The organism is Shewanella frigidimarina (assembly GCF_003797125.1).
Classification (GTDB): Bacteria; Pseudomonadota; Gammaproteobacteria; order Enterobacterales; family Shewanellaceae; genus Shewanella; species Shewanella frigidimarina.
Map to the genome: position 1 here is coordinate 275903 of NZ_RKKE01000001.1, position 24026 is coordinate 299928.

23 protein-coding genes are annotated in these 24026 nt (G+C 40.6%); 4 read left to right on the forward strand and 19 right to left on the reverse strand.

What is annotated here, in order from left to right:
- Positions 1 to 28: 28 nt before the first annotated feature.
- The 8 genes from era to rpoE all read right to left on the reverse strand — a co-directional run bounded on the left by era (position 29) and on the right by rpoE (position 7956).
- On the reverse strand, positions 29 to 1033 hold the full coding sequence (gene era, locus EGC86_RS01205; protein WP_011638376.1) for a GTPase Era: 1005 nt from the start codon (positions 1031 to 1033) through the stop codon (positions 29 to 31).
- Positions 1030 to 1710 (reverse strand): ribonuclease III, encoded by a 681-nt coding sequence (rnc, locus tag EGC86_RS01210; protein WP_011638377.1) that lies wholly within the window; start codon positions 1708 to 1710, stop codon positions 1030 to 1032. Before rnc ends, era begins: the two co-directional genes overlap by 4 nt.
- Positions 1710 to 2624 carry a signal peptidase I gene (gene lepB, locus EGC86_RS01215; RefSeq protein WP_123776385.1) on the reverse strand — a complete coding sequence of 305 codons (915 nt, stop codon included), beginning with the start codon at positions 2622 to 2624 and terminating at the stop codon, positions 1710 to 1712. The genes rnc and lepB overlap by 1 nt, the downstream gene beginning before the upstream one ends.
- A gap of 450 nt (positions 2625 to 3074) precedes the next feature.
- Positions 3075 to 4865, reverse strand: a complete 1791-nt coding sequence (gene lepA, locus EGC86_RS01225) for a translation elongation factor 4 (RefSeq protein ID WP_011638379.1) — start codon at positions 4863 to 4865, stop codon at positions 3075 to 3077.
- Between the two features lie 225 nt (positions 4866 to 5090).
- The gene (locus EGC86_RS01230) at positions 5091 to 5561 is read right to left on the reverse strand and encodes a SoxR reducing system RseC family protein (protein WP_041413158.1); all 471 of its coding nucleotides are present in this window, start codon (positions 5559 to 5561) and stop codon (positions 5091 to 5093) included.
- A 199-nt stretch (positions 5562 to 5760) separates the two neighbouring features.
- Entirely contained in the window at positions 5761 to 6693 is a 933-nt protein-coding gene (locus EGC86_RS01235) for a MucB/RseB C-terminal domain-containing protein (protein WP_123776386.1), read from the reverse strand.
- 40 nt (positions 6694 to 6733) lie between these two features.
- A complete protein-coding gene (locus EGC86_RS01240; protein WP_011638382.1) occupies positions 6734 to 7351 on the reverse strand; it encodes a sigma-E factor negative regulatory protein in 618 nt (205 codons plus the stop codon).
- Between the two features lie 26 nt (positions 7352 to 7377).
- Complete coding sequence (rpoE, locus tag EGC86_RS01245) at positions 7378 to 7956, reverse strand: RNA polymerase sigma factor RpoE (protein ID WP_011638383.1); 579 nt, start codon at positions 7954 to 7956, stop codon at positions 7378 to 7380.
- A gap of 234 nt (positions 7957 to 8190) precedes the next feature.
- Between rpoE and nadB the strand changes: the two genes are divergently transcribed.
- Positions 8191 to 9807: an L-aspartate oxidase gene (nadB, locus tag EGC86_RS01250; protein ID WP_011638384.1), complete on the forward strand. Its 1617-nt coding sequence runs from the start codon at positions 8191 to 8193 to the stop codon at positions 9805 to 9807.
- Between the two features lie 30 nt (positions 9808 to 9837).
- On the opposite strand, the gene EGC86_RS01255 is transcribed toward nadB, so the two are convergent.
- The 5 genes from EGC86_RS01255 to nhaA form a co-directional block, all read right to left on the reverse strand.
- Positions 9838 to 10311 (reverse strand): protein YgfX, encoded by a 474-nt coding sequence (locus EGC86_RS01255; RefSeq protein WP_123776387.1) that lies wholly within the window; start codon positions 10309 to 10311, stop codon positions 9838 to 9840.
- Positions 10292 to 10540 carry an FAD assembly factor SdhE gene (locus EGC86_RS01260; protein WP_086019766.1) on the reverse strand — a complete coding sequence of 83 codons (249 nt, stop codon included), beginning with the start codon at positions 10538 to 10540 and terminating at the stop codon, positions 10292 to 10294. Before EGC86_RS01260 ends, EGC86_RS01255 begins: the two co-directional genes overlap by 20 nt.
- Positions 10541 to 10569: 29 nt before the next feature.
- Positions 10570 to 11493 carry a transcriptional activator NhaR gene (gene nhaR, locus EGC86_RS01265; RefSeq protein WP_123776388.1) on the reverse strand — a complete coding sequence of 308 codons (924 nt, stop codon included), beginning with the start codon at positions 11491 to 11493 and terminating at the stop codon, positions 10570 to 10572.
- A 170-nt stretch (positions 11494 to 11663) separates the two neighbouring features.
- A complete protein-coding gene (locus tag EGC86_RS01270) occupies positions 11664 to 12050 on the reverse strand; it encodes a hypothetical protein (protein ID WP_011638388.1) in 387 nt (128 codons plus the stop codon).
- Positions 12037 to 13221, reverse strand: coding sequence for a Na+/H+ antiporter NhaA (gene nhaA, locus EGC86_RS01275; RefSeq protein ID WP_011638389.1), 1185 nt, complete (start codon positions 13219 to 13221; stop codon positions 12037 to 12039). Before nhaA ends, EGC86_RS01270 begins: the two co-directional genes overlap by 14 nt.
- 215 nt (positions 13222 to 13436) lie before the next feature.
- On the opposite strand from nhaA, the gene EGC86_RS01280 reads away from it, so the two are divergent.
- Positions 13437 to 14288 carry a thymidylate synthase gene (locus tag EGC86_RS01280; RefSeq protein WP_123776389.1) on the forward strand — a complete coding sequence of 284 codons (852 nt, stop codon included), beginning with the start codon at positions 13437 to 13439 and terminating at the stop codon, positions 14286 to 14288.
- A gap of 76 nt (positions 14289 to 14364) precedes the next feature.
- On the opposite strand, the gene EGC86_RS01285 is transcribed toward EGC86_RS01280, so the two are convergent.
- From EGC86_RS01285 to rppH, 3 genes are all read right to left on the reverse strand, one after another.
- Positions 14365 to 15165 (reverse strand): sulfite exporter TauE/SafE family protein, encoded by an 801-nt coding sequence (locus EGC86_RS01285; protein ID WP_011638391.1) that lies wholly within the window; start codon positions 15163 to 15165, stop codon positions 14365 to 14367.
- Between the two features lie 88 nt (positions 15166 to 15253).
- Positions 15254 to 17494, reverse strand: coding sequence for a phosphoenolpyruvate--protein phosphotransferase (ptsP, locus tag EGC86_RS01290; RefSeq protein WP_011638392.1), 2241 nt, complete (start codon positions 17492 to 17494; stop codon positions 15254 to 15256).
- A 24-nt stretch (positions 17495 to 17518) separates the two neighbouring features.
- The gene (gene rppH, locus EGC86_RS01295; RefSeq protein ID WP_011638393.1) at positions 17519 to 18037 is read right to left on the reverse strand and encodes an RNA pyrophosphohydrolase; all 519 of its coding nucleotides are present in this window, start codon (positions 18035 to 18037) and stop codon (positions 17519 to 17521) included.
- Positions 18038 to 18800: 763 nt separating this feature from the next.
- Between rppH and mutH the strand changes: the two genes are divergently transcribed.
- Together mutH and EGC86_RS01305 are read left to right on the forward strand one after the other, a co-directional pair.
- Complete coding sequence (gene mutH / locus EGC86_RS01300; protein ID WP_123776390.1) at positions 18801 to 19469, forward strand: DNA mismatch repair endonuclease MutH; 669 nt, start codon at positions 18801 to 18803, stop codon at positions 19467 to 19469.
- Between the two features lie 520 nt (positions 19470 to 19989).
- Positions 19990 to 21012, forward strand: coding sequence for an adenylate/guanylate cyclase domain-containing protein (locus EGC86_RS01305; RefSeq protein ID WP_220491689.1), 1023 nt, complete (start codon positions 19990 to 19992; stop codon positions 21010 to 21012).
- Between the two features lie 199 nt (positions 21013 to 21211).
- Here EGC86_RS01305 and oxyR read toward each other — a convergent pair whose 3' ends face one another.
- The 3 genes from oxyR to mnmL all read right to left on the reverse strand — a co-directional run bounded on the left by oxyR (position 21212) and on the right by mnmL (position 23956).
- Positions 21212 to 22129 (reverse strand): hydrogen peroxide-inducible genes transcriptional activator OxyR, encoded by a 918-nt coding sequence (gene oxyR / locus EGC86_RS01310; protein ID WP_011638396.1) that lies wholly within the window; start codon positions 22127 to 22129, stop codon positions 21212 to 21214.
- A 207-nt stretch (positions 22130 to 22336) separates the two neighbouring features.
- On the reverse strand, positions 22337 to 22702 hold the full coding sequence (locus tag EGC86_RS01315; protein ID WP_011638397.1) for an Hpt domain-containing protein: 366 nt from the start codon (positions 22700 to 22702) through the stop codon (positions 22337 to 22339).
- 285 nt (positions 22703 to 22987) lie between these two features.
- On the reverse strand, positions 22988 to 23956 hold the full coding sequence (mnmL, locus tag EGC86_RS01320; protein WP_123776392.1) for a tRNA modification radical SAM protein MnmL/YtqA: 969 nt from the start codon (positions 23954 to 23956) through the stop codon (positions 22988 to 22990).
- Positions 23957 to 24026: the final 70 nt, after the last annotated feature.

A 24026-nucleotide genomic window follows, 5' to 3' on the forward strand; every position in this document is an offset into this window, starting at 1 on the left:
ATACATAATCAGTAACGCTAAAGTCAATTTAGCTTTCGCCATAGCCTAAACTTCTCAATGCACGTTCATCATCAGCCCAACCGGATTTCACTTTCACCCACACTTCAAGAAATACTTTATTCTCAAATAAGGTTTCCATGTCTAGACGAGATTGCGTTGCAATAGTTCGAATTCGCTCACCTTTATTGCCAATTACCATACGTTTTTGGCCTTCACGTTCAACCAGAATTAACGCATTAATTTGATAAACGCCATTTTCCATCATTTTAAACTGTTCAATCTCAACCGTTGCGTCGTAAGGAAGTTCATCCCCAAGGAAGCGCATCAGTTTTTCACGGACAATTTCAGATGCCATAAAGCGTTGTGAGCGATCGGTCACGTAATCTTCAGGGAAATAAAATGGGGCTTCAGGTAATGATTCACGCGCCATATCCAAAATGCGCTGCACATTGGTGCCTTTACTGGCTGATATTGGCAAAATCTCATCAAAATCAAACTTTTTAGCCAATTCCGTTAAATAAGGGAACAATGATTCCTTATCTTTAATGTTATCAACTTTGTTAATGGCTAAAATGATTTTTCGATCATCATTACGATGTTGAATTTTTTGGAGCACCATCTCATCATCGGCAGTCCACGTCATACCATCAACAACAAAAATAACCATAGCAACATCAGCTAATGAACTGGCAGCTGCACGGTTCATCAAACGGTTTATCGCACGCTTTTCTTCAATGTGCAGACCTGGGGTATCAATAAATATAATCTGACTTGGGCCATCTGTATGAATACCCATGATACGGTGACGAGTTGTTTGCGGTTTTTTTGAGGTAATACTCACCTTTTGACCAAGTAACTTGTTCAAAAGTGTTGATTTACCCACATTGGGACGACCGACAATAGCCACCATGCCACAATAAGTTACATCGTATTTGGCTGTGGCGGTTGGTGCTGCTTGGTTCATCCTTGCCAGCAGTTCATCTAAGCTAGGCTCTTGGTTATCACCTGCTGGCAAGTCTGTTTTTTTGGTCATTTATTCAGTAGCTCCAATACCTGAGCAGCGGCAAGCTGTTCAGCTTTTCTTCTTGAACTTGCCACACCGGTGACAACTTTATCTAATTCACTAATTTTACATTCTACGGTGAAGGTTTGATCATGGGCTTCACCTTCTACTGCAACAACTTGGTAATCAGGCAATGGCTTTTTAAAACCTTGCAGGTATTCTTGCAATATTGTCTTCGGATCTTTTTGATTAATACCCGGTTTAATCTCAGCTAAACGCTCTTGATACCATGATAATAATAGCTTGCGGCACACTTCAATATCAGCATCAAGATAGACAGCACCAATAATAGCCTCTACAGCATCAGCTAAAATAGATTCGCGTCTAAAGCCACCACTTTTGAGTTCACCAGGGCCTAAATACAAATAATCACCTAGCTTGAACTCTTTAGCGATGATTGTCAGCGTGTCACCTTTGACTAAAGTGGCGCGCATTCGGCTTAAATCACCTTCAGTCGCCTTTGGGAACTGATGATATAAGGCATCTGAAATGGCTATCGATAAAATCGAATCACCTAAAAACTCTAAACGCTCATTATGTTTATTTGCTGCGCTACGATGTGTTAAGGCCTGAATAAGTAATTCAATATTATTGAACTCATAACCTAAAGTACGGCACAAACGCGGCAAATTTTTAATGGGTTCCATCAATGTATTCCACCTACTCTATCAAAACGTACACCGGTCGGTACCCATGTTGGTAACACATCACTCGGCTTACGATCAAATTCAAAACTAATCCAAATTGCAACGGCTTTACCGACAAGATTCTCTTCCGGTACAAAACCCCAAAAACGACTGTCTGTGCTGTTATCGCGATTATCACCCATGGCAAAGTACATACCTTTTGGCACGACAAACTCACCAGCAGGAAGACCTGCTTGAGGATAAAAATGCTGTCTAAAATCAGGGCGCGTTGGATTAATTAAAATATCGTGCTCAACATCGCCTAATTGCTCACTCAAACGAATTAATGGCACGTCATTTTGGCTAAACTCACCGCGATTAATCTCTACATGTTCAATAGTATGAGCAGCAGGACAGTCAGTTTCATTAGTACACGCTTCTTGGATCATCAGTTGTTTATTACGATAAAATATCTTGTCACCTGGTAAACCAACTACTCGCTTTATGTAGTCAATTTTTGGATTTTCAGGATATTTAAATACAAATACATCTCCGCGCTCAGGTTCACCGGTTTCAACCAGCTTGCTGCGCCATACAGGATCGCGTAACCCGTAACTGAATTTTTCAACTAATATGAAATCACCAACCAAGAGTGTCGGCATCATCGAACCTGATGGGATTTGAAATGGTTCATAAATAAACGAGCGTAAAATCATCACAAAGGCGATAACCGGAAAAATCGAATGTGCAGTTTCAACTAACACAGGCTCACGAATGATTTTATCTATCGCATCTGCACTTAACTGGGCTGAGTTAGCTTGTGCTGCTAATAAGCTTTCGCGGCGTTTAGGCGCAAAAAATACCACATCAATTAACCAAATAAGACCACTGACTAAGGTTACGAGCACTAAAATGAGCGAAAAATAGGCTGCCATTACTGATTTATCTCCTGCTGGGTGTGTTGGATCCATATAGCTTGAGCAAAGGCTCAGAATAACTCAATCCAGTATGGTGATTAACGAATAAACATTCACCCAGTTGAGTGTTACAAAATATATAGTAAAAGTAACGATAACGCCGCAATACGCGGCGTTTAGTGTCTGTTGATCTTTCAAGGTTGTTTTTGCTGCGAATTGTTGGTCATTTATACAAGGCAGAGGCTTTGTAGTGTAGTTATTCTACATAAAAAGCCGATAACGCAGTAAAAATGGCCAACAAACGCTGCCCGAAGGGTTCGGCTCAAAACGTTTTACTCTTTGTTGAGTGAATTTAGCTTAGATTACTAGGCAGCAATCCACTCGCCTCGATTAAAACGTTTTTATCTCGAACAAAATTTAACCAGCAAAGATCAACAGGCACTAGCACACTAAAACAATTAATGATAATTAATCGTTAAGTTTCAATACCGCTAAGAATGCCTCTTGTGGCACTTCAACGTTACCGACTTGCTTCATGCGTTTTTTACCTTCTTTCTGCTTGTTAAGTAGTTTCTTCTTACGTGAAACGTCACCACCATAACACTTAGCGGTTACATCTTTACGTAATGCTTTAATACTTGAACGAGCAATAATCTGACTACCAACAGCAGCCTGAATAGCAATATCAAACATTTGGCGAGGGATCAGTTCTTTCATCTTTTCAACCAATGCCAAACCACGATGACGAATATTACTGCGGTGAATAATCATCGCTAATGCATCAACTCTGTCGCCATTGATTAGAATGTCCAATCGCACCATATCTGCAGGATCAAAACGGATAAAGTTATACTCTAATGATGCATAACCCCGACTCGTTGACTTAAGACGGTCAAAGAAATCCATTACCACTTCAGCCATCGGCAAATGATAAGTCACGGCCACTTGGTTACCGTGATAAACCATATTGGTTTGCGAGCCACGCTTTTCAATACACAAGGTAATCACGTTACCTAAGTATTCTTTTGGCACTAATATATTGGCTTCAACAATCGGTTCACGAATTTCTTCGATATTATTTAGCGCTGGTAAGCCCGATGGGTTATCAACGTAAATCGTTTCACCATTGTTCATGATAACTTCGTACACCACTGTGGGTGCCGTCGTAATCAAATCCAAATTATATTCGCGCTCTAAACGCTCCTGAACAATCTCCATGTGGAGAAGGCCGAGATAACCAATACGGAAACCAAAACCTAACGCTGATGACGTTTCTGGTTCGAAGAACAGTGATGCATCATTCAAACTTAATTTATTTAACGCATCACGGAAGCTTTCATATTCATCGGTAGAAATCGGGAATACACCAGCATAAACCTGAGGCTTAACACGTTTAAAACCTGGTAGCGGTTTGTCTGCGCCATGTTTTGCATGAGTTAAGGTATCGCCTACTGGCGCACCGTGAATTTCTTTAATACCAGAAATAACATAACCCACTTCACCAGCACGAAGCTCTGTTTTATCTTTTTCTTTTGGTGTAAAAATACCAACGCGATCCGCGTTATAGTTCTGTCCAGTGGACATCACTTTAAATTTTTCACCTTTTTTAAGAATACCATTCTTAATACGTACTAAAGACACAACACCAAGGTATGCATCAAACCACGAGTCAATAATCAACGCTTGTAAAGGCGCAGATTCATCACCCACTGGAGGAGGAATTTTCGCAATAATTTCCTCTAGTACTAAATCAACACCAACACCTGTCTTTGCTGAACAACGCACAGCATCCATGGCATCAATGCCAACAATGTCTTCAATCTCTGCTGCAACACGGTCTGGTTCAGCCTGAGGTAGGTCGATTTTATTTAATACAGGAACTACGTCTAAATTCATTTCTAGTGCGGTATAGCAGTTTGCTAATGTCTGAGCTTCTACGCCTTGACCAGCATCAACTACTAATAGTGCACCTTCACATGCAGCCAAAGAACGTGATACTTCATAAGAGAAGTCAACGTGGCCGGGTGTATCAATGAAGTTGAGTAGATAAGTGTTACCATCTTTGGCATGGTAATCTAAGGTGACACTTTGGGCTTTAATCGTAATGCCACGCTCACGTTCTAGATCCATTGAATCTAAAACCTGTGCAGCCATTTCACGGTCAGTTAAGCCGCCACATACCTGAATCAGGCGATCGGATAAAGTTGATTTACCATGGTCGATATGGGCAATAATCGAGAAGTTTCTAATGTGTTTCATTATGCTGCAATGACTACTACTAAAATGATGAAAATTAAGGTGGCAAATTGTACCTGATTGGGGGGGTAATACCAATCAGATTAAACAATAGTATCCATTTTGGGGCGATTATTGACCATTACAGGAGATTTTCGAGTGCATGAACACACATTTTTAGGTTTAAAGAGATGGTTCAACATGTTACACGGCATCATAATCCATCAGTATAAATGTGGAAAATACTCACTAATGACTCGCACTGATAATGCCCACTTCTTGGCCTAAATAGGCAATGATCACTGGTGTGGCGTGAGCCTCAAGTTCAGTGGCAAAGTGTTTACCAATAAACCAAGCAACCAATGCGCCTAATGCACCAAAAGCCATAGCAAAACCATTCGTACTTAATCCTATGCCAGCGGCCAGCATATGCCCTATCATTGCAGATAAAAATAACCCTATTAACGGCAATAAATACACTAATGCCGCCGCTTTAATAATAACGCTTTCAGGTAAGCCGATTTTAAGCAAATCACCGCTATGGCAAGGTTTTTCACTCGGTAATGAAAACCGTTGTGTATGAACCGAAAAAGCTTTAGCTATCGTCGACGTGCCACAATTCTCACTGCTGGCACAATGGTTACATGCACTTTTTAATTCTACCTCAACGGTTACCCAGCCCTGTTGATAATCAACCACGCGGGCAATTTCTTCCATCATAGTGGATGTAGATGACTCGGACATGTGGCTTTTCATTTAATCAGCTCAAACCATAAATTAGAAGGCAATTTTAGCACAATGCAACTCATTGGCTAAGCAAGTTTACCGCTAAGCTATATCATTTCTAATTTGCCACTAGAAACACGAAAGCCGTGACACAAAATATTGTTGTCACGACTTTCGTGTTAATGAACACTGTTTATTTTAACACTAAACTATTGGCTATCTTGTCTAATGTTTCAGAAGGAACCTTACCAATAGCAACAACTTCAAGCGTACCTACCTTAACGACTACCATGGATAAACCATTACGAATAAGCAGTTCATTGGGCATTGGATTTTCTCCAGCTCGCGCGACATAAACAGAAATATTGGCTAATCCATCCGTTAACGCCACATATTCAACGGGCTCGTGAATACCGATTAAACGGTGATGATCGCGAACAACCACATCAAATCCTTCTGGTAACCAAGTAAATTGCCAGTTTTTACCATCGGTGCGTTCCGCTTGGTTCATCACTGCAGGCCATTCTTGCTTTGCAGCTTCAATTAAAATGTTCGCAGGTTCGGTTAATTCAATCAGCTCAATTACCATGGTTTGTTCAAGTAATTGTTTTTCTTTATTGAGGGAGTCAAAACGTAATGGCAAATAAGTGTCCATATCAATCCACACTTGAGCGTCATAACGATTGTCATCATTGGCGAGTAAACGGATCATTTGACCTGGACGTCCAGCAATACGCCCTCGACCACCAATAACAAACTGATAGCCTTTTTCGAGCTGACTTAAATCTCCCGCTAAAGCTGCTGGCCAAATTCCCTGAATACGAGGAGCGATAACACTGTAAGCCGGTTGGTCATGTTCTATGAACGTAACTGTATTACCCACTCGCACTGCATTTTTAGGAGGGCCATTAAGGTATTCAAGTAATGCGACTTCTTTATTATCGACAATGCCATGAATGTAAACAAGCGGACGGATATGGTCGGCTTGTAGCTGAATAATAGAGGTTTTGTATTGCTTATCGTGCATTGCTTGGCTCATATTCTTAAGCCAAGCTTTAGCAGATAAATCATCTTCAGCGTGTGTTGGAAAGGTTAACACTAACAGTGCTAGCAGGATAAGGCGCAAGCTAACTCCTAACATGGTAAGACAAGATTCTGCCGACGGATTATGGGTTTACCGCTGCATCTTGCACGCTATTATCATCAACAGCAACACCTGGGTTTAAGCGTTGTTGTAACATGTGATCTTGGATATAAGCATTAATACGGCGACGCTGTTCTATAACTTGCTCATTAGAATAGCTTTGTTGGTTTTGTACTGCACCAGTCTGATAGCTTACCGGAGACACACTGCCCACTAATGGACGAGTCATTAATACCGGTAACGGTGACTCAGCATCATTGGTTTGATTGTAGTTTTGTACCCCAACAATAGCCACCATAGCAACTGTTGCTGCAATAGCATATTGGCCAAACTGTTTGAAAAATGGCACCACGTTTGAACCCACTGCAACTTGCTGTGGGGTGCTAACTTTCTCAGCTAATTCACTTTGTTTGGCTTGAGGCATAATAATTGTCGGTTCAAGCTCAATTGCTGCAGTGATGCTAGCGAAAAGGTCTAAGTCAATGGCTGCCGGCAGCTCGCCGCGCATTGCATCGCCTATCATGTGATAGCGTTGCCACTCATCATGTGAATCAACGTCGGCAGAAAGCTGCGCCAATGTTTTATCATCGGCTTCACCATCAACTGCTGCAGATACCCACTCTTGACTTGATTTAAGCATTATTCACCTATCTAAGGTTAAGACTGTTACTTTTCCAGCAAAGGCTGGAGCTGTTTGTCGATTGCTTCTCGAGCACGAAAGATACGCGATCTTACTGTGCCAACAGGGCAATCCATTATATTAGCAATATCTTCATAACTCATACCTTCTAGCTCTCTGAGTGATATTGCCATTTTTAATTCTTCAGGCAGAGTATCGAGCGTATCGAAGATCACTTTACTCATTTGATCTTTCATTAATAACCGCTCTGGTGATGCAAACTCTTTTAACGCATCACTGCCTTCATAATATTCTGCATCTTCTATATCGACATCGTTTGCAGGTGCTCTGCGCCCTTGCGATGTAAGATGGTTTTTTGCGGTGTTTACCGCAATACGATACAACCAAGTATAAAATGCACTTTCACCACGAAAATTTGCTAATGCTCTATACGCTTTAATAAAGGCTTCTTGTGTCACATCCGCAACATCCGCTTGATTGCGAACATATCTGGAAATCAAACTCATCACTTTATTTTGATACTTCAGCACTAACAGGTTAAATGCATTTTTATCGCCTTGCTGTACTCGTTCAACTAATTGTTGATCACTATATTGTCCACTCATCCGAGCCGACTACTCCTAAATCTGTAATGCTGATTTCTCAGTCGCTCGAATCCTGTTCATATAAGTAGACCTACTGATATGAAGAAAGTTCGATATTGAATTAAAAAAAATTAATTTATTTTACATATAAACAAAATATCTAAGCAAAATCACAATAAAATACGCTGTAAAAGTACCCTGTCTCGGTTATTTGATTTACTATGATCAAACCACAAAGCCACACCATGATACCTGATGAAACAAGCAGTTGAACACCAATCTGACATTTTGGTCATCGGCAGCGGTGCTGCAGGACTAACTTTAGCACTACATCTTGCTGAAAAATCAAAAGTAATTCTTCTTTCTAAAGGCCCATTATCAGAAGGGTCAACATTATATGCTCAAGGTGGAATCGCCTCTGTTTTTGATGAAGGCGACACAATTGAGTCCCACGTCAACGATACCTTAATCGCTGGCGCCGGATTATGCGATAAATCAGTTGTGACATACACCGCAGAAAATGCAAAAAGCGCAATGCAATGGTTAATTAATTGTGGTGTGGCATTTGATAAAGAAGAAACCTTAGCTGGAGTCGATAATAGTACAGCCCCCTATCACTTAACTCGTGAAGGTGGGCATAGCCATCGTCGTATTCTGCATTCTGCCGATGCAACTGGTAAAGCGGTGCAAACCACTTTGCAAGAACGTGCAATCGCTCACCCAAACATACAAGTACTTGAACGTTACAATGCGATTGATTTAATCACCACTCGTAAATTGCATCGACCGGGTAACCGTGTACTTGGTGCTTATGTGTGGAATCGCGATGAGGAACATGTAGAAACCGTAAGAGCCAAGTTTGTTGCACTAGCAACAGGTGGTAGCTCAAAAGTTTACCAATACACCTCTAATCCTGATATAGCCAGTGGCGATGGTATTGCAATGGCATGGCGTGCAGGTTGTCGTATTGCCAATATGGAATTTAATCAATTCCATCCAACGTGTTTATTTCACCCTAATGCCAGAAACTTCCTATTAACTGAAGCATTACGCGGTGAAGGTGCTTATTTACGTCGTCCAGATGGCAGCCGTTTTATGCCCGACTTCGACGAAAGAGCAGAACTCGCTCCTCGCGATATTGTTGCTCGCGCCATTGATTATGAAATGAAACGTTTGGGTGCCGATTGTGTCTATTTAGACATCAGCCATAAACCTGCTGATTTTATCATTAAACACTTTCCAACCATTTATCAGCGTTGTCTTGAGTTGGGCATTGATATCACCAAAGACCCTATTCCAGCGGTTCCAGCAGCGCACTACACATGTGGTGGTGTGATGACGGACCTTCATGGTCAAACCGATATTAATGGCTTATATGCTATTGGTGAAGTGGCTTACACAGGCTTACATGGCGCTAATAGACTCGCGAGCAATTCACTACTCGAGTGTTTAGTATTTGCCCGTGCAGCTTCACAAGATATCGAAGGTCTGTTGCATAAAATTCCGATGCCTTGCCCGATACCAGTATGGGATGAGAGTAAAGTCACTAACTCTGATGAAGAAGTCGTCATCGCCCATAATTGGCACGAACTACGACTCTTTATGTGGGATTATGTGGGCATTGTCAGAACAGATAAACGATTAGAGCGAGCACTTCGAAGATGCTTAATGCTTCAACAAGAGATTGAAGAATATTATTCAAACTTCCGTGTCAGCAATAATTTATTGGAGCTACGTAACTTGGTACAAGTTGCAGAATTGATTATTCGGTGTGCAATGGAACGTAAAGAAAGTCGAGGGCTTCATTATAATATTGATTATCCTGAACAAATTGACAATCCTAAACCAACCATTTTACAACCCAACCGTTAACCCCTACTAATGTGACTCAGCTTCATACCATCAATTGCTTAATAACAGACGACACAGATTTCGATATGCTGTGTCGTCTAACATATCACTCCACACCAACAATACCCTGTTCTCACCCGTTTGAAGATGTTGTAAAAAAATAACGCACAGTAATGGACTAATAAACGCTCTTTTAGTGAGTATTATTTTATTGAGACTTCCATTTTCACCTTGCAATAGCGTACCGGTTCCCTTGTCACCCAAAGTAAGCAAACAACGCCAATTCGATAAACTGCGCCAGCTGTAAACAAAAATGAAGATAATGCTAAGGAATAATGACATTTGCGTGATGCGGTATATCAAGGAAGGAAAATGAGGCCAAGCCAAAAAACTCGTTAATACAACAGCAAATGCTACCATTAGGGCAGCACGCTGCAAAAATGAAGCACTCAATGCAAATTGTTGCATATGAGTACTATTGTTGACCAATAAATCAACAGAAAGGTTAAGGTGCGGCTCTGCCACGGACTTTGACTATCATATTGGCGAACAATGGATCTGGGCATTGTTCATGGCCCATGAACCAAGCAAATAACTCCGGATCTTCACACTCCAATAACCGAATAAAAGTGTTTTTATCATTATCAGTCATGGCTTCGTATTGGGTTTCGACAAAGGGTTGAAACAACACATCTAATTCTAACATTCCACGACGGCATGCCCAGCGTACACGAGCTATATTCATTAATTCCAACACAAATCTCCTGATGTCTATATAACAAGCTAGCTTATACGATTTTCAAAATCTTGTACTTGTAGATCTCGTCCTGCAAATAAATCACTAAAATCCGTAGCCAGTAATGATTTTACCGCCGGATGCTGGATCATTCGCTCAGCGAACATCACATGATATTCTTCTTTAATATCGGTGGTTTCACCAAGTAATACCATACCTTGAGACAGTATATCATGACGATAAATAGACGGTGCGACAAAAATGCCTCGATTAAAATAACCGAACGCCTTCATCATTTCTGCATCGTCAAACTCCCCCAAAATACTGACATTAAGATTTTTTTCGGCAAACCAACCATGTAATTGTTGTCCTAATGACGTCCGTTTACCCGGTATGAGTAATTTACGCTGCTCAAGACACGCGGGGAAAGGGACCGGAATCGTTTCAGCCGAAAAGAAACTCACCCCACATTCACCCAGTTTTTTGGATAAAATTTCGGGAAACTTCAATGAACCACCGGCGCAATCAGATAAGATCATATCGAGCTTATGTTCACGTAAACGCTCAATTAAACTTTCATGTGTTGATTCATAACACGCCAAGTGAACTGAACTATCATCAGGGATAACGGTTAACAATACTCTACTAACCAAGGCTTTAGATAAGGCATCGGCAATCCCCACTTCAAATAATAGTGACTTATCTTTCTGATAATTGAGTAAATCAAGCATTTCGTAACTCAAGCTAAACATTTTATCGGCATAACGAAATACTAATTCGCCCAACTCGGTTGCGACTAAGTTACGGCCGACACGCTTAAATAACGTGCCTTTTAATCGCTCTTCTAATGCACGAATTTGCCCAGTTATGGTTTGCGGGGCCAAACACAATGCTTCAGCCGCTTTAGTTACTGAACCCTTTTTTTGTACCATCCAAAAATAATATAAATGGTTATAATTTAAATGCTGCATATCAATCACTAACCCAAGAAAAGCCACTCATACTACTATAGCAAATAAACCCAAAATTCCGCTGTTCATTAATCATCGGTACTCAACCACAATATTAATTAACCGATTTATTAGCCAAGATTAAGCATAAAAAAACGCAGCCAAACGGCTGCGTTAATTAATGTTGCGGTTTACTTACTCTGGCGGCAATCCATCAAACTAGTAATAACAGACTCTAGCTCAGCGCTATTACTGACATTGCTTAGTGACACTTGCTCAGTGAGTGCTGATACTATTTCAGATTTTACCGGTATATGACTAGCACAATAATTTACGTTTGCCGTTTGATAACGCTTTCCGGCTCGGTACTTTAGTGCTCTTGACTCATAATCATTTGGCTCGATTCTTTTCTTAGCCAGACCATCTCGGTACATCAAGGCGCCATCTACCACACCTTCTAGATAACTTTGGCAAGTGGGTGACTCAGATGATTTTAGACAAACATTGAACGATTCAGCCGATGCGGGAATAACAAACAACGTTAACAACATTCCCAAAGATAATTTAGTGAGTTTCATGTTTTTCTCCTGTTTCAGGCAGTACTTTGGCTAACCAAAAATAACCAATTAGTGCTGCTAATAACGATCCTGTTAAAATACCAAGTCTTGCATAATCACCATATGCCGCAGGTGAATGTTCAAACGCTAACGAAGCAATAAACACTGACATAGTAAATCCGATACCACACATCACTGCAACAGGAATAATGTGTCTCCAACCAATCCCTGGTGGTAGTTCTGCTAACTTAAGCTTCACGGCTAAATAACTGAATAACAGCACCCCAATCGGCTTACCGAGCAACAGACCCATAATGATGCCTAAGGTAATGGGTTCAGCAAATGAATCTAAAGTCATATTCGTTAATGACAAACCAGCATTAGCAAAAGCGAACACGGGCAGGATCATAAAGGTGCTCCAAGGATGCAACTTATGCTCTAAATGTTCCGATGGTGAAGTACCATCCTTTGCACGTAAAGGAATACAAAATGCAATAATTACACCTGCCAATGTCGCGTGTACACCAGACTTCAATACGGCGACCCATAAAATAAAACCAAGTAAACCGTAAGGTAAAATTGAACTGACCCCTTTTTTGTTCAATGCAACCATAAGCACAATCGATACCGCTGCAATGACCAAGCTTGTCATGGATAAATCAGTACTATAAAACAAGGCAATAATGACAATAACGCCCAAATCATCAATAATCGCTAAGGCTAATAAAAACACCTTCAATGCCACAGGTACACGATTACCGAGCAATGCCATAATACCTAAAGCAAAAGCGATGTCTGTAGCGGCAGGAATAGCCCATCCGACTTGAGTTTCGGGGGTTGCGTAGTTAAATGCTAAGTAAAACAACGCCGGAAACACCATGCCGCCAATAGCAGCAATACTGGGTAATGAAGCTTTGGCCACACTTGATAAGGCCCCTTCAAGTAATTCGCGCTTCACTTCCAAACCAATTAATAAAAAGAATAACGCCATTAGCCCATCATTAATCCACAGTAATAACGGCTTATCGATATCTAAATCGCCCACCCGTAACTGTACTTCTGTGGCTAAAAAACCTTGATATACTCCAGCTAACGGGGAATTGGCTAAAATCATCGCCAAAGCTACTGCGACCATTAATAAAATGCCACCTGCAGATTCTTGGCTTAAGAAGTTCTTAATTGCTCGTTCCATATAACACTCCTAAAAAACAATCGGATCAGTCTATCTTAAATGTTCAAACAATAATAATCGATTGTTTCTTGATATTAACTCGGTTTAACCGAGGTATCGAGCGTAAAGTTAACGCTGAAAATAAATTAATTAATTGAATCTGCATTTCACTTTGGCAATGATTTGCCTGCCCTGATTAGGTATAATCGATAAAAGCAAAAAAGGAATTGGGACCAATGAAACAGTATTTAGACCTGTGTAAACGCATTGTCGATGAAGGCGAGTGGGTTAATAACGCACGAACAAACAAAAAGTGCCTAACTGTCATTAATGCCGACTTAGTTTATGATGTTGGTAACAATCAATTTCCTTTAGTGACCACACGTAAAAGCTTCTGGAAGTCTGCCATAGCCGAGATCTTAGGATATTTACGTGGCTACCAAAATGCGGCCGATTTTAGAGCTTTAGGCACTAAAACATGGGACGCCAATGCCAATGAAAACCAAGCATGGCTAGATAACCCAAATCGTAAAGGTCCTGATGATATGGGGCTGATATACGGGGCGTTAGGGCGTGCATTTCCAAAGCCTGATGGTGGTCATGTCGATTTACTGCAACAAATCGTCGACGACCTCAGTAATGGTATAGATAACCGCGGTGAGATTTTAACCTTCTTTCATCCTGGAGCATTTGACTTAGGTTGCTTGCGACCATGTATGTACGAACACCATTTTTCATTACTCGGTGATACTTTGTACCTCAACAGCACACAGCGCAGTTGTGATGTTCCATTAGGGTTAAACTTCAACATGGTACAAGTATATGTATTACTTGCGTTAATGGCCCAGATTACTGGCCATAAACCTGGTAAGGCATACCATAAGATAGTCAACGCTCATATTTACGAAGACCAACTTGAACCCATGCGGGATGTCCAGCTCGCGCGCGAACCGTTTGCATCGCCTAAGCTAATCATCAATCCAAAAATTAAAACCCTAAAAGACATCGAAACTTGGGTAACCTTGGATGACTTTAGCGTTGAAGATTATCAACATCACGATGCGATTAAATACCCTTTCGCAGTGTAATATCAGATAGGTTAACTAACAAAAAAACGTCTTTGTTCAACTACTTGAACAAAGACGTTTTTGTAACAGTTTAGTGCTAAAAAAATAGTAGTTTTAGTCCAACTACAACAAGCAAACAAGCAAATATTTTTTTCAATACTGGCGTAGGCCAAGTGCTAGCAGCTTTTACACCAAACGGCGCGCACAACATGGAACTAATGATAATGCCGATTAATGCCGGCAGGTAAATAAACCCAACTGAGCCCTCGGGTAAATTCGGTACATCGAAACCAGCGATGATATAACCTATCGTACCGGATACCGCAATAAGCATCCCTGTTGCCGATGAAAATCCAACAGCTTGACGCATTTGTAAGCCGCAATAACTTAAAAATGGCACCAGCAAAACCCCGCCACCAATGCCCATTAATCCAGCAATTAACGCTATCGCAGTCGATATCACCAGTAACACAGCAAAACTTGGCATACTGCCACCCGTTTTGACTTTAAACGGAAAGGCCATTTGTACTGCCATTAACACGACAAAAATAGCAAAAGCCTGTTGTAAATCATCTGATGCAATTTGCTCAGACACAAATGCTGAAGCTAATGACCCGATTACAATACCCGGAAATATAGGCTTAAACAGCTCCCAGGGTATATTGCCGCGCTTGTGATGGGCCGTTGCTGATGACATAGAAGTTAAAATAATCGATGCCAGTGACGTCGCGATAGCAACATGAGTGATTTGAGTTGAACTGATACCCACTGAAGGTAAAATATACAATAGCGCAGGCACAATAATTAACCCACCACCAATACCTAACAGCCCAGCCAAAAAACCCACGACAGAACCTAAAACAAGGCAAATTAAAAATACCTGCAGCAAACTATCCACGATGACATCCTTAATGTTGCACTTGATTATGTTACGAACCACTAGGGAAAATAATTTAAAACTTTCCTTAGCAGATTCAATCGTATTGCTAATCTATGTTGATTAAATCTAATAGGTTATGTTTTCGCAAGAAACTGGCTAATAAGCCTCGAACCTGGTTACCATTTGACTGTTGTAAAATAGATTCTAATAAATCCGTTAACTCTTGCTTTGATACACGTCTGAGTAAAAAATTGATTCTGGCTAAGCTGCCTTGGTTCATACTGAGTTTGTTATAGCCCATCGCTACTAGAAGCAATGCACCATAAGGTTCACCCGCAAGTTCGCCGCAAACACTCACATCTAAATCATACTGTTTACATTCATCGACAGCCCTTTTAAGTGCTCGAAGAATACCTGGATGGTAACTATCAAATAATGAACTGACACTCGGATTATTACGATCGACAGCCAGCAAATATTGAGTCAAATCGTTACTGCCCACCGACACAAAGTCGACCCGTTTTGCCACATCTTGTAACTGATACAACAATGCAGGTACTTCAAGCATAACGCCGACTTTCGGCCTCACTAAAATAGTCTTTAATTCTTGGTTTAGTTCAGTAAACGCTTGCTCTAAATATTTTAATGTTTGATCAATTTCATCCAGATTACTCACCATTGGTAGTAATATTTGCAATTGATTGCCGTTACCAGCAGCTTGTAGCATCGCGCGCAATTGCACTAAAAATAGCTCAGGATGATCAAGCGATAAACGAATGCCGCGCCACCCTAAAAATGGGTTATCTTCTTTAATTGGAAAATACGGTAACGGTTTGTCGCCGCCAACATCCAATGTACGCATCACAACAGGCCTATCACCTGCGGCACTCAGTACTTGACGATATACGTTTATTTGTTCGCTCTCGCTCGGAAAGCGTTGATGCAACATAAAGGGAATTTCAGTTCGATATAGCCCGATACCATCTGCACATTCAGCAATTTCAGACGCGATACCACTCAATAAACCTGCGTTTAAATATAAATGGATCCGCTGACCATCTGTAGTCACTGATGGTAGGTTTAATTCGGCAGAAAATTGTTTTTGTTTTTCAACATCTGCATCAATCAGTAATTGATATTCTTCAATCACAGCTGGCGATGGCGATACCAATAGCTGGCCACGATTCGCATTCAGAACTAATAGTTTTTGATCGATGTCGATTGATAACACATCATCAACGCCAACAATGGCAGGTACACCCAAAGCACGCGCTAAAATAGCCGCATGGGCATTAACGCCACCACGTTCAGTGACAATACCAGCGAGTTTTTGTCGTGGAAACTCAGCCAATAAAGTGGCATCCACTTCTTTAGCGACTAAAATAACCGGTTTATCCGGCTCTAACTCTAATCGACCGGGCTCAATAAGCTGTCGAAGTAGTTTTTGCCCAAGCTCACGAATATCACTGGCGCGCTCTTTTAAGTATGGATCTTCCATTTCCAAAAACTGTTTGATATAGCGCAATGACACTCGACTTACCGCAGATTCAGCCTGCCAGCCTAAAGCGACTTCGCGGGCATATTCGCCACCAAGGCTAGAATCGTCTAACAATAATTGAAATGCGGTAAAGATAGAGGCCACATCAGCAGACTTTTCACGCTCAAAACGTTGCGATATTGACGACAGCATGTCTTTACAACGCTGCATGGCCAACTTTAAACGCTGAATTTCAGCATCTATGTCAAAGCAACTAACCTCGGGTTGTTCTAATGAAATTACACCGCCTAATACCAAACCGTGAGCAATCGCAATACCACTTGATGCATTAACACCACTGAAAACCACTTGCTGTTGCACATTAGTAATGGCCGCTTTGTGTTTCAAGCTGCGCACAACCACCGCAAGCTGAGCGGCTAAGGTCATTAAAAATGCTTCTTCACTTTCACTGAACTGACGGGCTTCTGGCTGTTGCACCACGATAACGCCCACCACCTGCTTTTGAAAAATGATCGGCACAGCTAAAAACGCACGATATTCTTCTTCTGCGGCTTCGGGAAATAATTTAAAACGAGGGTGAATACGAGCATCGGCAAGGTTAACGGCTTCTTCACGTTCAGCAACTAAGCCTACTAAACCTTGCGATAATGGCATGCTCACTCGGCCAACGGCAGATTGTTGTAAACCTTCAGTGGCGGATAACACTAGATGCTGTTGTTCAAGGATATAAATAGAACAGCAATGGGTAGCCATCGCTAATCGAGTTTGTGACACTAAGATGTTTAATGCACTTTCAAGGCTGCTGGCTCTGGCAACAGCTTGAGTGATATCCCTGAGCATATTTAACACTGTTTCAATCCTCTTTGAAATCAGTTAACTCCGTTGTTTGCTTCGTTTTTTACTAAACTCGCGCGTTTGCAGCGCTAATGTCGTCGATGCGAACTCTTTCATTACCTTTCTATATACGTCGCGTTTAAAAGACACAACCTGACGAACAGGATACCAATAACTCACCCAACGCCAATCATCAAACTCAGGATGACCAGAAGAATTCAAGTTAATAGTATTATCGTGACCTTTCAATTGTAGTAAAAACCATTTCTGTTTTTGGCCAATGCAAACAGGTTTGCTTTCTTGGCGTACCAAACGCTTGGGTAACCGATAACGTAACCAAGATCGAGTGGATGTTAAAATTTGAACATGCTCAGGTCTTAGTCCCACTTCTTCGTAAAGTTCGCGATACATGGCTTCTTCTACTGATTCGCCATCATCTAACCCACCTTGTGGAAACTGCCATGAATGTTGGCCAAAACGTCTAGCCCACATAACTTGTCCAAATTTATTACAGATAATGATGCCCACATTTGCGCGAAAGCCGTCGCTATCAATCACATGGACTCCAAAAATAACAAATTTTATATCGTCTGATTGTTTCACAAAGCATGCCTATCGGCAAACCTCTATTTACTGTGGATAATTGAATAACAATGTTAATAAATCAAAATTATCAACAATTAAACCAAGCGACCCTGTGGATTATCCACAAAATCTGTGGATATCTCTGTTCGAAACTTTGGTAAAGCTTGATAACAGGCTAAAAACCAGCTGCCCTCCGTCTAAGGAAAACCACTTTTCACTACAATATATTTAAACAAAATTAATAACTTAAAAATAATTACAAACTAATATTATAGCAGAACGCCAATATTGTACAAAAAACAAACAGGCTTAATTAAGATAGCCAATCACTCATTTAGCAATTTAAGTTATACACAAATAACAAGGCTTATTTTAAATTAAACCCGTTAAAAAGCCGTTTTATTGCGTTGACTTGGTGTTTTTAATCAGTTAAAGACAGGTTTTATTACACTTATCCATTAAATCTGTGGATAAGTATGTGTGAAATGTAGGGGAAAAACGAGTGTAACTCGGGACAAGTATAATATAAAAACAACCATCAACAAAAAAGTATCTTTAAAACAACCAATTACAAAGGAATTCAATCAAATAACTTTAACCAACCAAAAAATGGTTGTTTTTCAATCACATCTTAAATAACTAACTAAACTTGTTCTCAATGAATATTACTTGATAGCATAGACTGTTGATTTTGATCGTCTACTTAATTCATTTCCCCAGAGGTTAATACTCATTCATGGCTAAATCATCGCCCTTAGATCTAAACGAATTAATGCAAAGAGCGCACAATATGGCTGGTATTCGTTTAGCTGATATTGCGGCAGATAATCACATCATGGTGCCTGCGGATTTACGCCGAGACAAAGGCTGGGTAGGCCAACTTATTGAATCTGAATTAGGGGCTCTGGCAGGATCAAGACCAGAACAGGACTTTTTACATTTAGGGGTTGAGCTCAAAACGATCCCGATCGATCACAATGGCAAACCGCTTGAGACCACTTATGTCACAGTAGCGCCGCTGACAAACATTCAGGGTATGACTTGGGAAAACAGTTTGGTTTACCATAAATTACAGAGAGTGTTATGGGTACCTGTTGAAGGCGAACGGAGCATCCCTGTCGGTGAGCGTCGTATAGGCACGCCCATATTATGGCAACCAAACACAACACAAGCCAGACAGTTACAACAAGATTGGGAAGAGATAATGGAGTTAATTGCACTAGGTAAAGTTGATAAAATTACTGCACGTCATGGTGAGGTACTGCAATTACGTCCAAAAGCAGCTAATAGCAAAACGCTTACTGAAAGCATCGCCGAAGACGGTAGCATTCAACTATCAAATCCCAGAGGTTTTTACCTTAAAATTGATTTTACTCAGCAGATATTAACCAATGCATTTTCATAATCTGTTGTTACATTACTTGGTATCTTGGATCTGTAGATCATTAACAGCCATTTTTAAGTAGTGCGTGGCAATGTTTTACAAGACAGAGTTTACGACATCTCGAGATACAACATGAGTAAGCAATAAAGCAGGAGAAAGAAGCCACAGATATTGCTGAAGGATTCTGTTAACCGTAGTTTTGAATCTTTATTGAATAAATTGGTTACAAGCCATTAGCCTAACTGGAACTTCGTCTCTAACATTTATGCCACCTTGTTATATAAATAAAGAACCGTTTATCTCGAACAAACTTCAGCCACAAAAGTTCAACAAGCCCTACTAATGTTGAAAAAACTTTGCGTTAGTGCACATATTTCTTCACTTCTATTGATCTAAATCACAAATAAACTATCACAAGTAAGCAAATTTTCTATAGACTAGCCACCCTATATAATAAGTCATTTGGGCAACCACATCCTCCGTGAAAGCACGCCGTCAAACTCAAAAATTATTGTTCGCTATTTTTGCCTGGTGTGTAGCAATGGCTTCTTTCGTTTTTTTCCGCTACTCACAATCATCGCAACTACCTGAATGGGCTGTTGGCAATGCCGATCTCGCCACGCTTGCCATAATGATGGGGGTTGTATTTGGCGGCTTGCATTGGATGTCCAATCTCATTGCCGATTTTAGCGCCATCAGCCGTTTACCTTATTTATTTTCTGTGGTGTTTAAAGGATTGTTTTTGCTACTTGGGGCAACAACCCTAGCGTACGTGACACAATTTTTAAACATGTGGGCTATTGAGAACCACATGGTGACATTACGACAAATGCTCACAGTGCAGATTATTTATAGCCCATCGTTTCAAGCGCTAGTGGTTTATCTTGTGGTGGTCCGGGTAAGCTTAGCTTTTATTGAACAAATGTCGTTGTTGGTTGGTCCTAAAGTCTTGCTCAATATTGGCCTTGGCAAATATCACAAACCACGTTATGAGCAACAATTGTTCTTATTTATCGATATGGTTTCATCTACAGCTCATGCCGAAACCTTAGGCGATTATCGCTTTAGCCGCCTAATACAAGACAGCTTTAGCATGTTAGCCGACACTGTGACCGATAATGAAGCAGAAATTTATCGTTACATGGGTGATGCCGTACTTATCCACTGGCCATTAGAGCAAGGTATTAAACAAGACCGTTGTATGAATATCTATTTCGAATTTTGCCAGCAATTACAGTGGCAAAGGCAATATTTTGAACAACAATATGGTTTTGTGCCTAAATTTAAAGCTGCGGCGCATTGTGGCCAAGTTGTAGCTGCGGTAGTCGGCGTACATAAGCAAGAGATTAGTTTCTTCAGTGATGTATTAAATACCTTGGCACGGCTACAAGACCAATGTAATCCGCTCGGTCAACGAATGTTGCTATCTGGAGATGTTGTGCATCGACTTGAGCAACAAAATAGTCAGTATGACCTGACTGACTTAGGCCCTATCATGCTTAAAGGTAAGAAACACCCAACTGAAGTGTATGGTGTTGCCCCAAGAAAATTGAATAACAGTTAAAACTGAGTTTAATTGAGGTTAGTTAAGCTCAATTTCAAACATAAACATGTATGAAACTGCCAGTGTTACTCTACAGATAACAATAAGGCTATTGATACTTCAATAGCCTTATTAACGACAAAAATCGCACGTTTGATATTGTTGACCTGAAATAAACCATTCTATCGATCCATCCCACCTCTTATATCCCGAGCTGAGGCTAACTTGGTAACGATTGTGCTAGCAGCTTTTGTTGAATCGCTAAGCCTAAGGTTCTAAACGTTGAAATACGGCTGGTAGTTTGGCGCCAAACTAAACCAATATCACGATAAGGAGCTTCACCAGGAGGATCCATTGCGACAAGATCGGTATCAGTTAAAATACCAGTATCGATGGCCATTTGGGGTAAAAATGTGGTGCCTAACTTACTGTTAACCATCTGCACCAAGGTATGCAAACTGGTTGCCGCAAAAGGATTAATTTTGGCGCTATCACCCAGTTGACATGCGGTTATCGCGTGACCGGTAATGCAATGTTCAGCTTGCAGTAAAAAGATACTTTCGTCTGGCATTTTTTGGTAGTCAATGGGCTGTAAGAATTGTTGCGATACCTCTTTATGCATCACCATTTTAAACGGATCAATGCCAACTTTCATGCTATGAAAACCACTTGTGTCGACAGGTAACGCTAATATCAATAAATCCAACTCACCTTTTGCTAAAGCATCCAATAGACGCTCAGTCGTGTCTTCTTTTAATAACAAACTGAGCTTGGGGTAGTCTTGCTGGCATAACTTAACCACTCTACTGAGTAAGAAAGGCGCGATAGTGGGAATGCAACCTAAACGAATTTCTCCGGTCATCGGTTCGCCTTGATTTTTAACCAATTCAACTAAGTCATCGACATTGGTTAAAATATTTCGAGCTCGCTCAACCACTTCTTCACCGATAGCAGTAAACATAAACGATTTATGATCACGTTCAATCAACTGATAGCCTAGTTGTTCTTCGAGATTTTGGATACCACTAGATAAAGTCGATTGACTCACAAAGCACATCTTAGCGGCACGATTAAAATTTTGCTCTTGATGTAAATGAACCAAATAATAAAGGTTCTTAAGGCTGGGAAGATTTTTCATATAAACGATTGCCCTTATCTAATTTAATTCAAATAGTGAATTAAATTAGTCAAAATAACAAGACATCGATAACCAATATTGAACAAACGACCATAAAAAATGCCTCTTTAGTAAAGAGGCATTTCAACAAACCGATTGTAGGCATTAATCTAGTTGCTAATCTAACTGATCATGCAACTAACGCTACACTCTACACTCTACTGGTAATTAAGCTTTCGCTTCTAAGTAAACTTTCAGTTGTTGTAAATCTTGTGCAGCATGCTCAACGATTTCAGCAAGCCATACCTTATGTTCTGTTTCCCATTTAGCTTCTTCACCATGTTGTAATAACTGGGAAAATTGCTGAATGCGTTTAAGGCCAACAGATCCTGCTGCACCTTTAAATTTATGAGCTTCTGCACATAACGTTTCTTTATCATTTGCATCGCCAGCTTTCACTAAGCTACTGACATACTCAGGCATTAACTGCTCGAATAACACTACGCTTTTCAATAACGTTCCAGCACCAATGGCACTGATATATTGCTCAAGCGTATTGAGATCCAATATTGAGTCTAACTGCGTTGTGGCCATAAAGGCACCTCTATCAAAATCTAACTCTATAAAAATTATAAATATGATACCGAGTAAAATACCCTATGCAAGGCTTGCCAATATTTAGACGCTATTTAATGGTAAAAAGTCACATTTTTACAACATAACTACTCAGCTGGTATTACCAATGTTTAAAAAACACTCACATTGGCAATGTTTCGCCCAATAAATAACGAATAGTCGTTATCAGCCTTATGCTTCTTCGCAAAATCGTCCTTGACCATATTTAGTCAAATTATAATATGCCTACCCAAATACACTGCACTAGGCTGTTTTACTTTGGCTAAACATTAACGCACTGCCTTGCCCACCGTATTCTTTAAGTTCATCCACAATGGCCACTAAACCATCCCATCTAAACGCACACCAATTAGGGGCGAGTAACATTGGTTTTTTGGCATAGGCAGTCACGCGATGAAAGATAATACCTTTTGGGGTGTGACGAATAAGTTTTGCGGCCTCGGAGGCATACTCTTCAAGGCTCATTAACGGCATAGGATGATAGCGCCACTGTTTCGCCATAATACTGCCTTCTACAATATGCAAAGGGTGCAGTTTTAGTCCATCAACACCAATTCCTAATACGGTTTGTAAGCTATTAAAATAGTCAGCAGATGTTTCACCTGGCAAACCTAATATCAAATGGGTACACACCTTAATGCCTTTAGCGCGAGCTTTTTTAACAGTCTGGCGATATTCACACAATTGGTGACCACGATTAATCCGCTTTAACGTGTGATTATTGGCAGTTTGTAGGCCTAGTTCTAGCCACACCTCAATGCCTCGCTGTTGATACTCAACGAGTAAATCAAGTACTTCATCAGGCACACAGTCAGGACGAGTGCCTATATGAAGCCCAACAATATCGGCATCTTCAAGTGCTTGATCATACTTTTGCTTTAGCACTTTATACTCATCGTAGGTACTGGTGTAAGCTTGAAAATAAGCAATATATTTTGCAGTAGGAGTAGAGTTAACATTCACAGATGTTGTGCATTTTTTTGCAGATAGGGCGCGTACTTTCCCTTCAGTCAATTGCAGCGCAATAGGTTGTTCTCTGCCTTGTTCGCCACTAAATGAAGCGACATTACAAAAAGTACAACCGCCCACACCTAACGTGCCATCTCGATTAGGGCAGGTAAATTGGGCATCTATAGTTAATTTTTTTATTCTTTGGCCATATAAACGTTTGCAATGCACCCCAAACGTATTAACGTAATCATCTAAACCCACAAGTTGCTCTCATCATCACCCCAAAGTCCGGCAGTGTAGTCAGGAGATAAGCACCTGTCTTGGTGCTAAA

Excerpts from the sequence above, each read along its gene's own strand:
- EGC86_RS01240 (WP_011638382.1), bottom strand. The coding sequence starts at position 7,351 with ATGCTTAAATCAAGTCAAGAGTGGGTATCTGCAGCAGTTGATGGTGAA.
- nhaR (WP_123776388.1), bottom strand. The coding sequence starts at position 11,493 with ATGCAGCATTTAAATTATAACCATTTATATTATTTTTGGATGGTACAA.
- lepB (WP_123776385.1), bottom strand. The coding sequence starts at position 2,624 with ATGGCAGCCTATTTTTCGCTCATTTTAGTGCTCGTAACCTTAGTCAGT.
- EGC86_RS01230 (WP_041413158.1), bottom strand. The coding sequence starts at position 5,561 with ATGATGGAAGAAATTGCCCGCGTGGTTGATTATCAACAGGGCTGGGTA.
- EGC86_RS01315 (WP_011638397.1), bottom strand. The coding sequence starts at position 22,702 with ATGGCCACAACGCAGTTAGACTCAATATTGGATCTCAATACGCTTGAG.
- rpoE (WP_011638383.1), bottom strand. The coding sequence starts at position 7,956 with ATGAGTGGACAATATAGTGATCAACAATTAGTTGAACGAGTACAGCAA.
- EGC86_RS01280 (WP_123776389.1), top strand. The coding sequence starts at position 13,437 with ATGAAACAGTATTTAGACCTGTGTAAACGCATTGTCGATGAAGGCGAG.
- EGC86_RS01305 (WP_220491689.1), top strand. The coding sequence starts at position 19,990 with ATGGCTTCTTTCGTTTTTTTCCGCTACTCACAATCATCGCAACTACCT.
- oxyR (WP_011638396.1), bottom strand. The coding sequence starts at position 22,129 with ATGAAAAATCTTCCCAGCCTTAAGAACCTTTATTATTTGGTTCATTTA.
- era (WP_011638376.1), bottom strand. The coding sequence starts at position 1,033 with ATGACCAAAAAAACAGACTTGCCAGCAGGTGATAACCAAGAGCCTAGC.
- lepA (WP_011638379.1), bottom strand. The coding sequence starts at position 4,865 with ATGAAACACATTAGAAACTTCTCGATTATTGCCCATATCGACCATGGT.
- nadB (WP_011638384.1), top strand. The coding sequence starts at position 8,191 with ATGAAACAAGCAGTTGAACACCAATCTGACATTTTGGTCATCGGCAGC.
- EGC86_RS01270 (WP_011638388.1), bottom strand. The coding sequence starts at position 12,050 with ATGAAACTCACTAAATTATCTTTGGGAATGTTGTTAACGTTGTTTGTT.
- rnc (WP_011638377.1), bottom strand. The coding sequence starts at position 1,710 with ATGGAACCCATTAAAAATTTGCCGCGTTTGTGCCGTACTTTAGGTTAT.
- mutH (WP_123776390.1), top strand. The coding sequence starts at position 18,801 with ATGGCTAAATCATCGCCCTTAGATCTAAACGAATTAATGCAAAGAGCG.
- nhaA (WP_011638389.1), bottom strand. The coding sequence starts at position 13,221 with ATGGAACGAGCAATTAAGAACTTCTTAAGCCAAGAATCTGCAGGTGGC.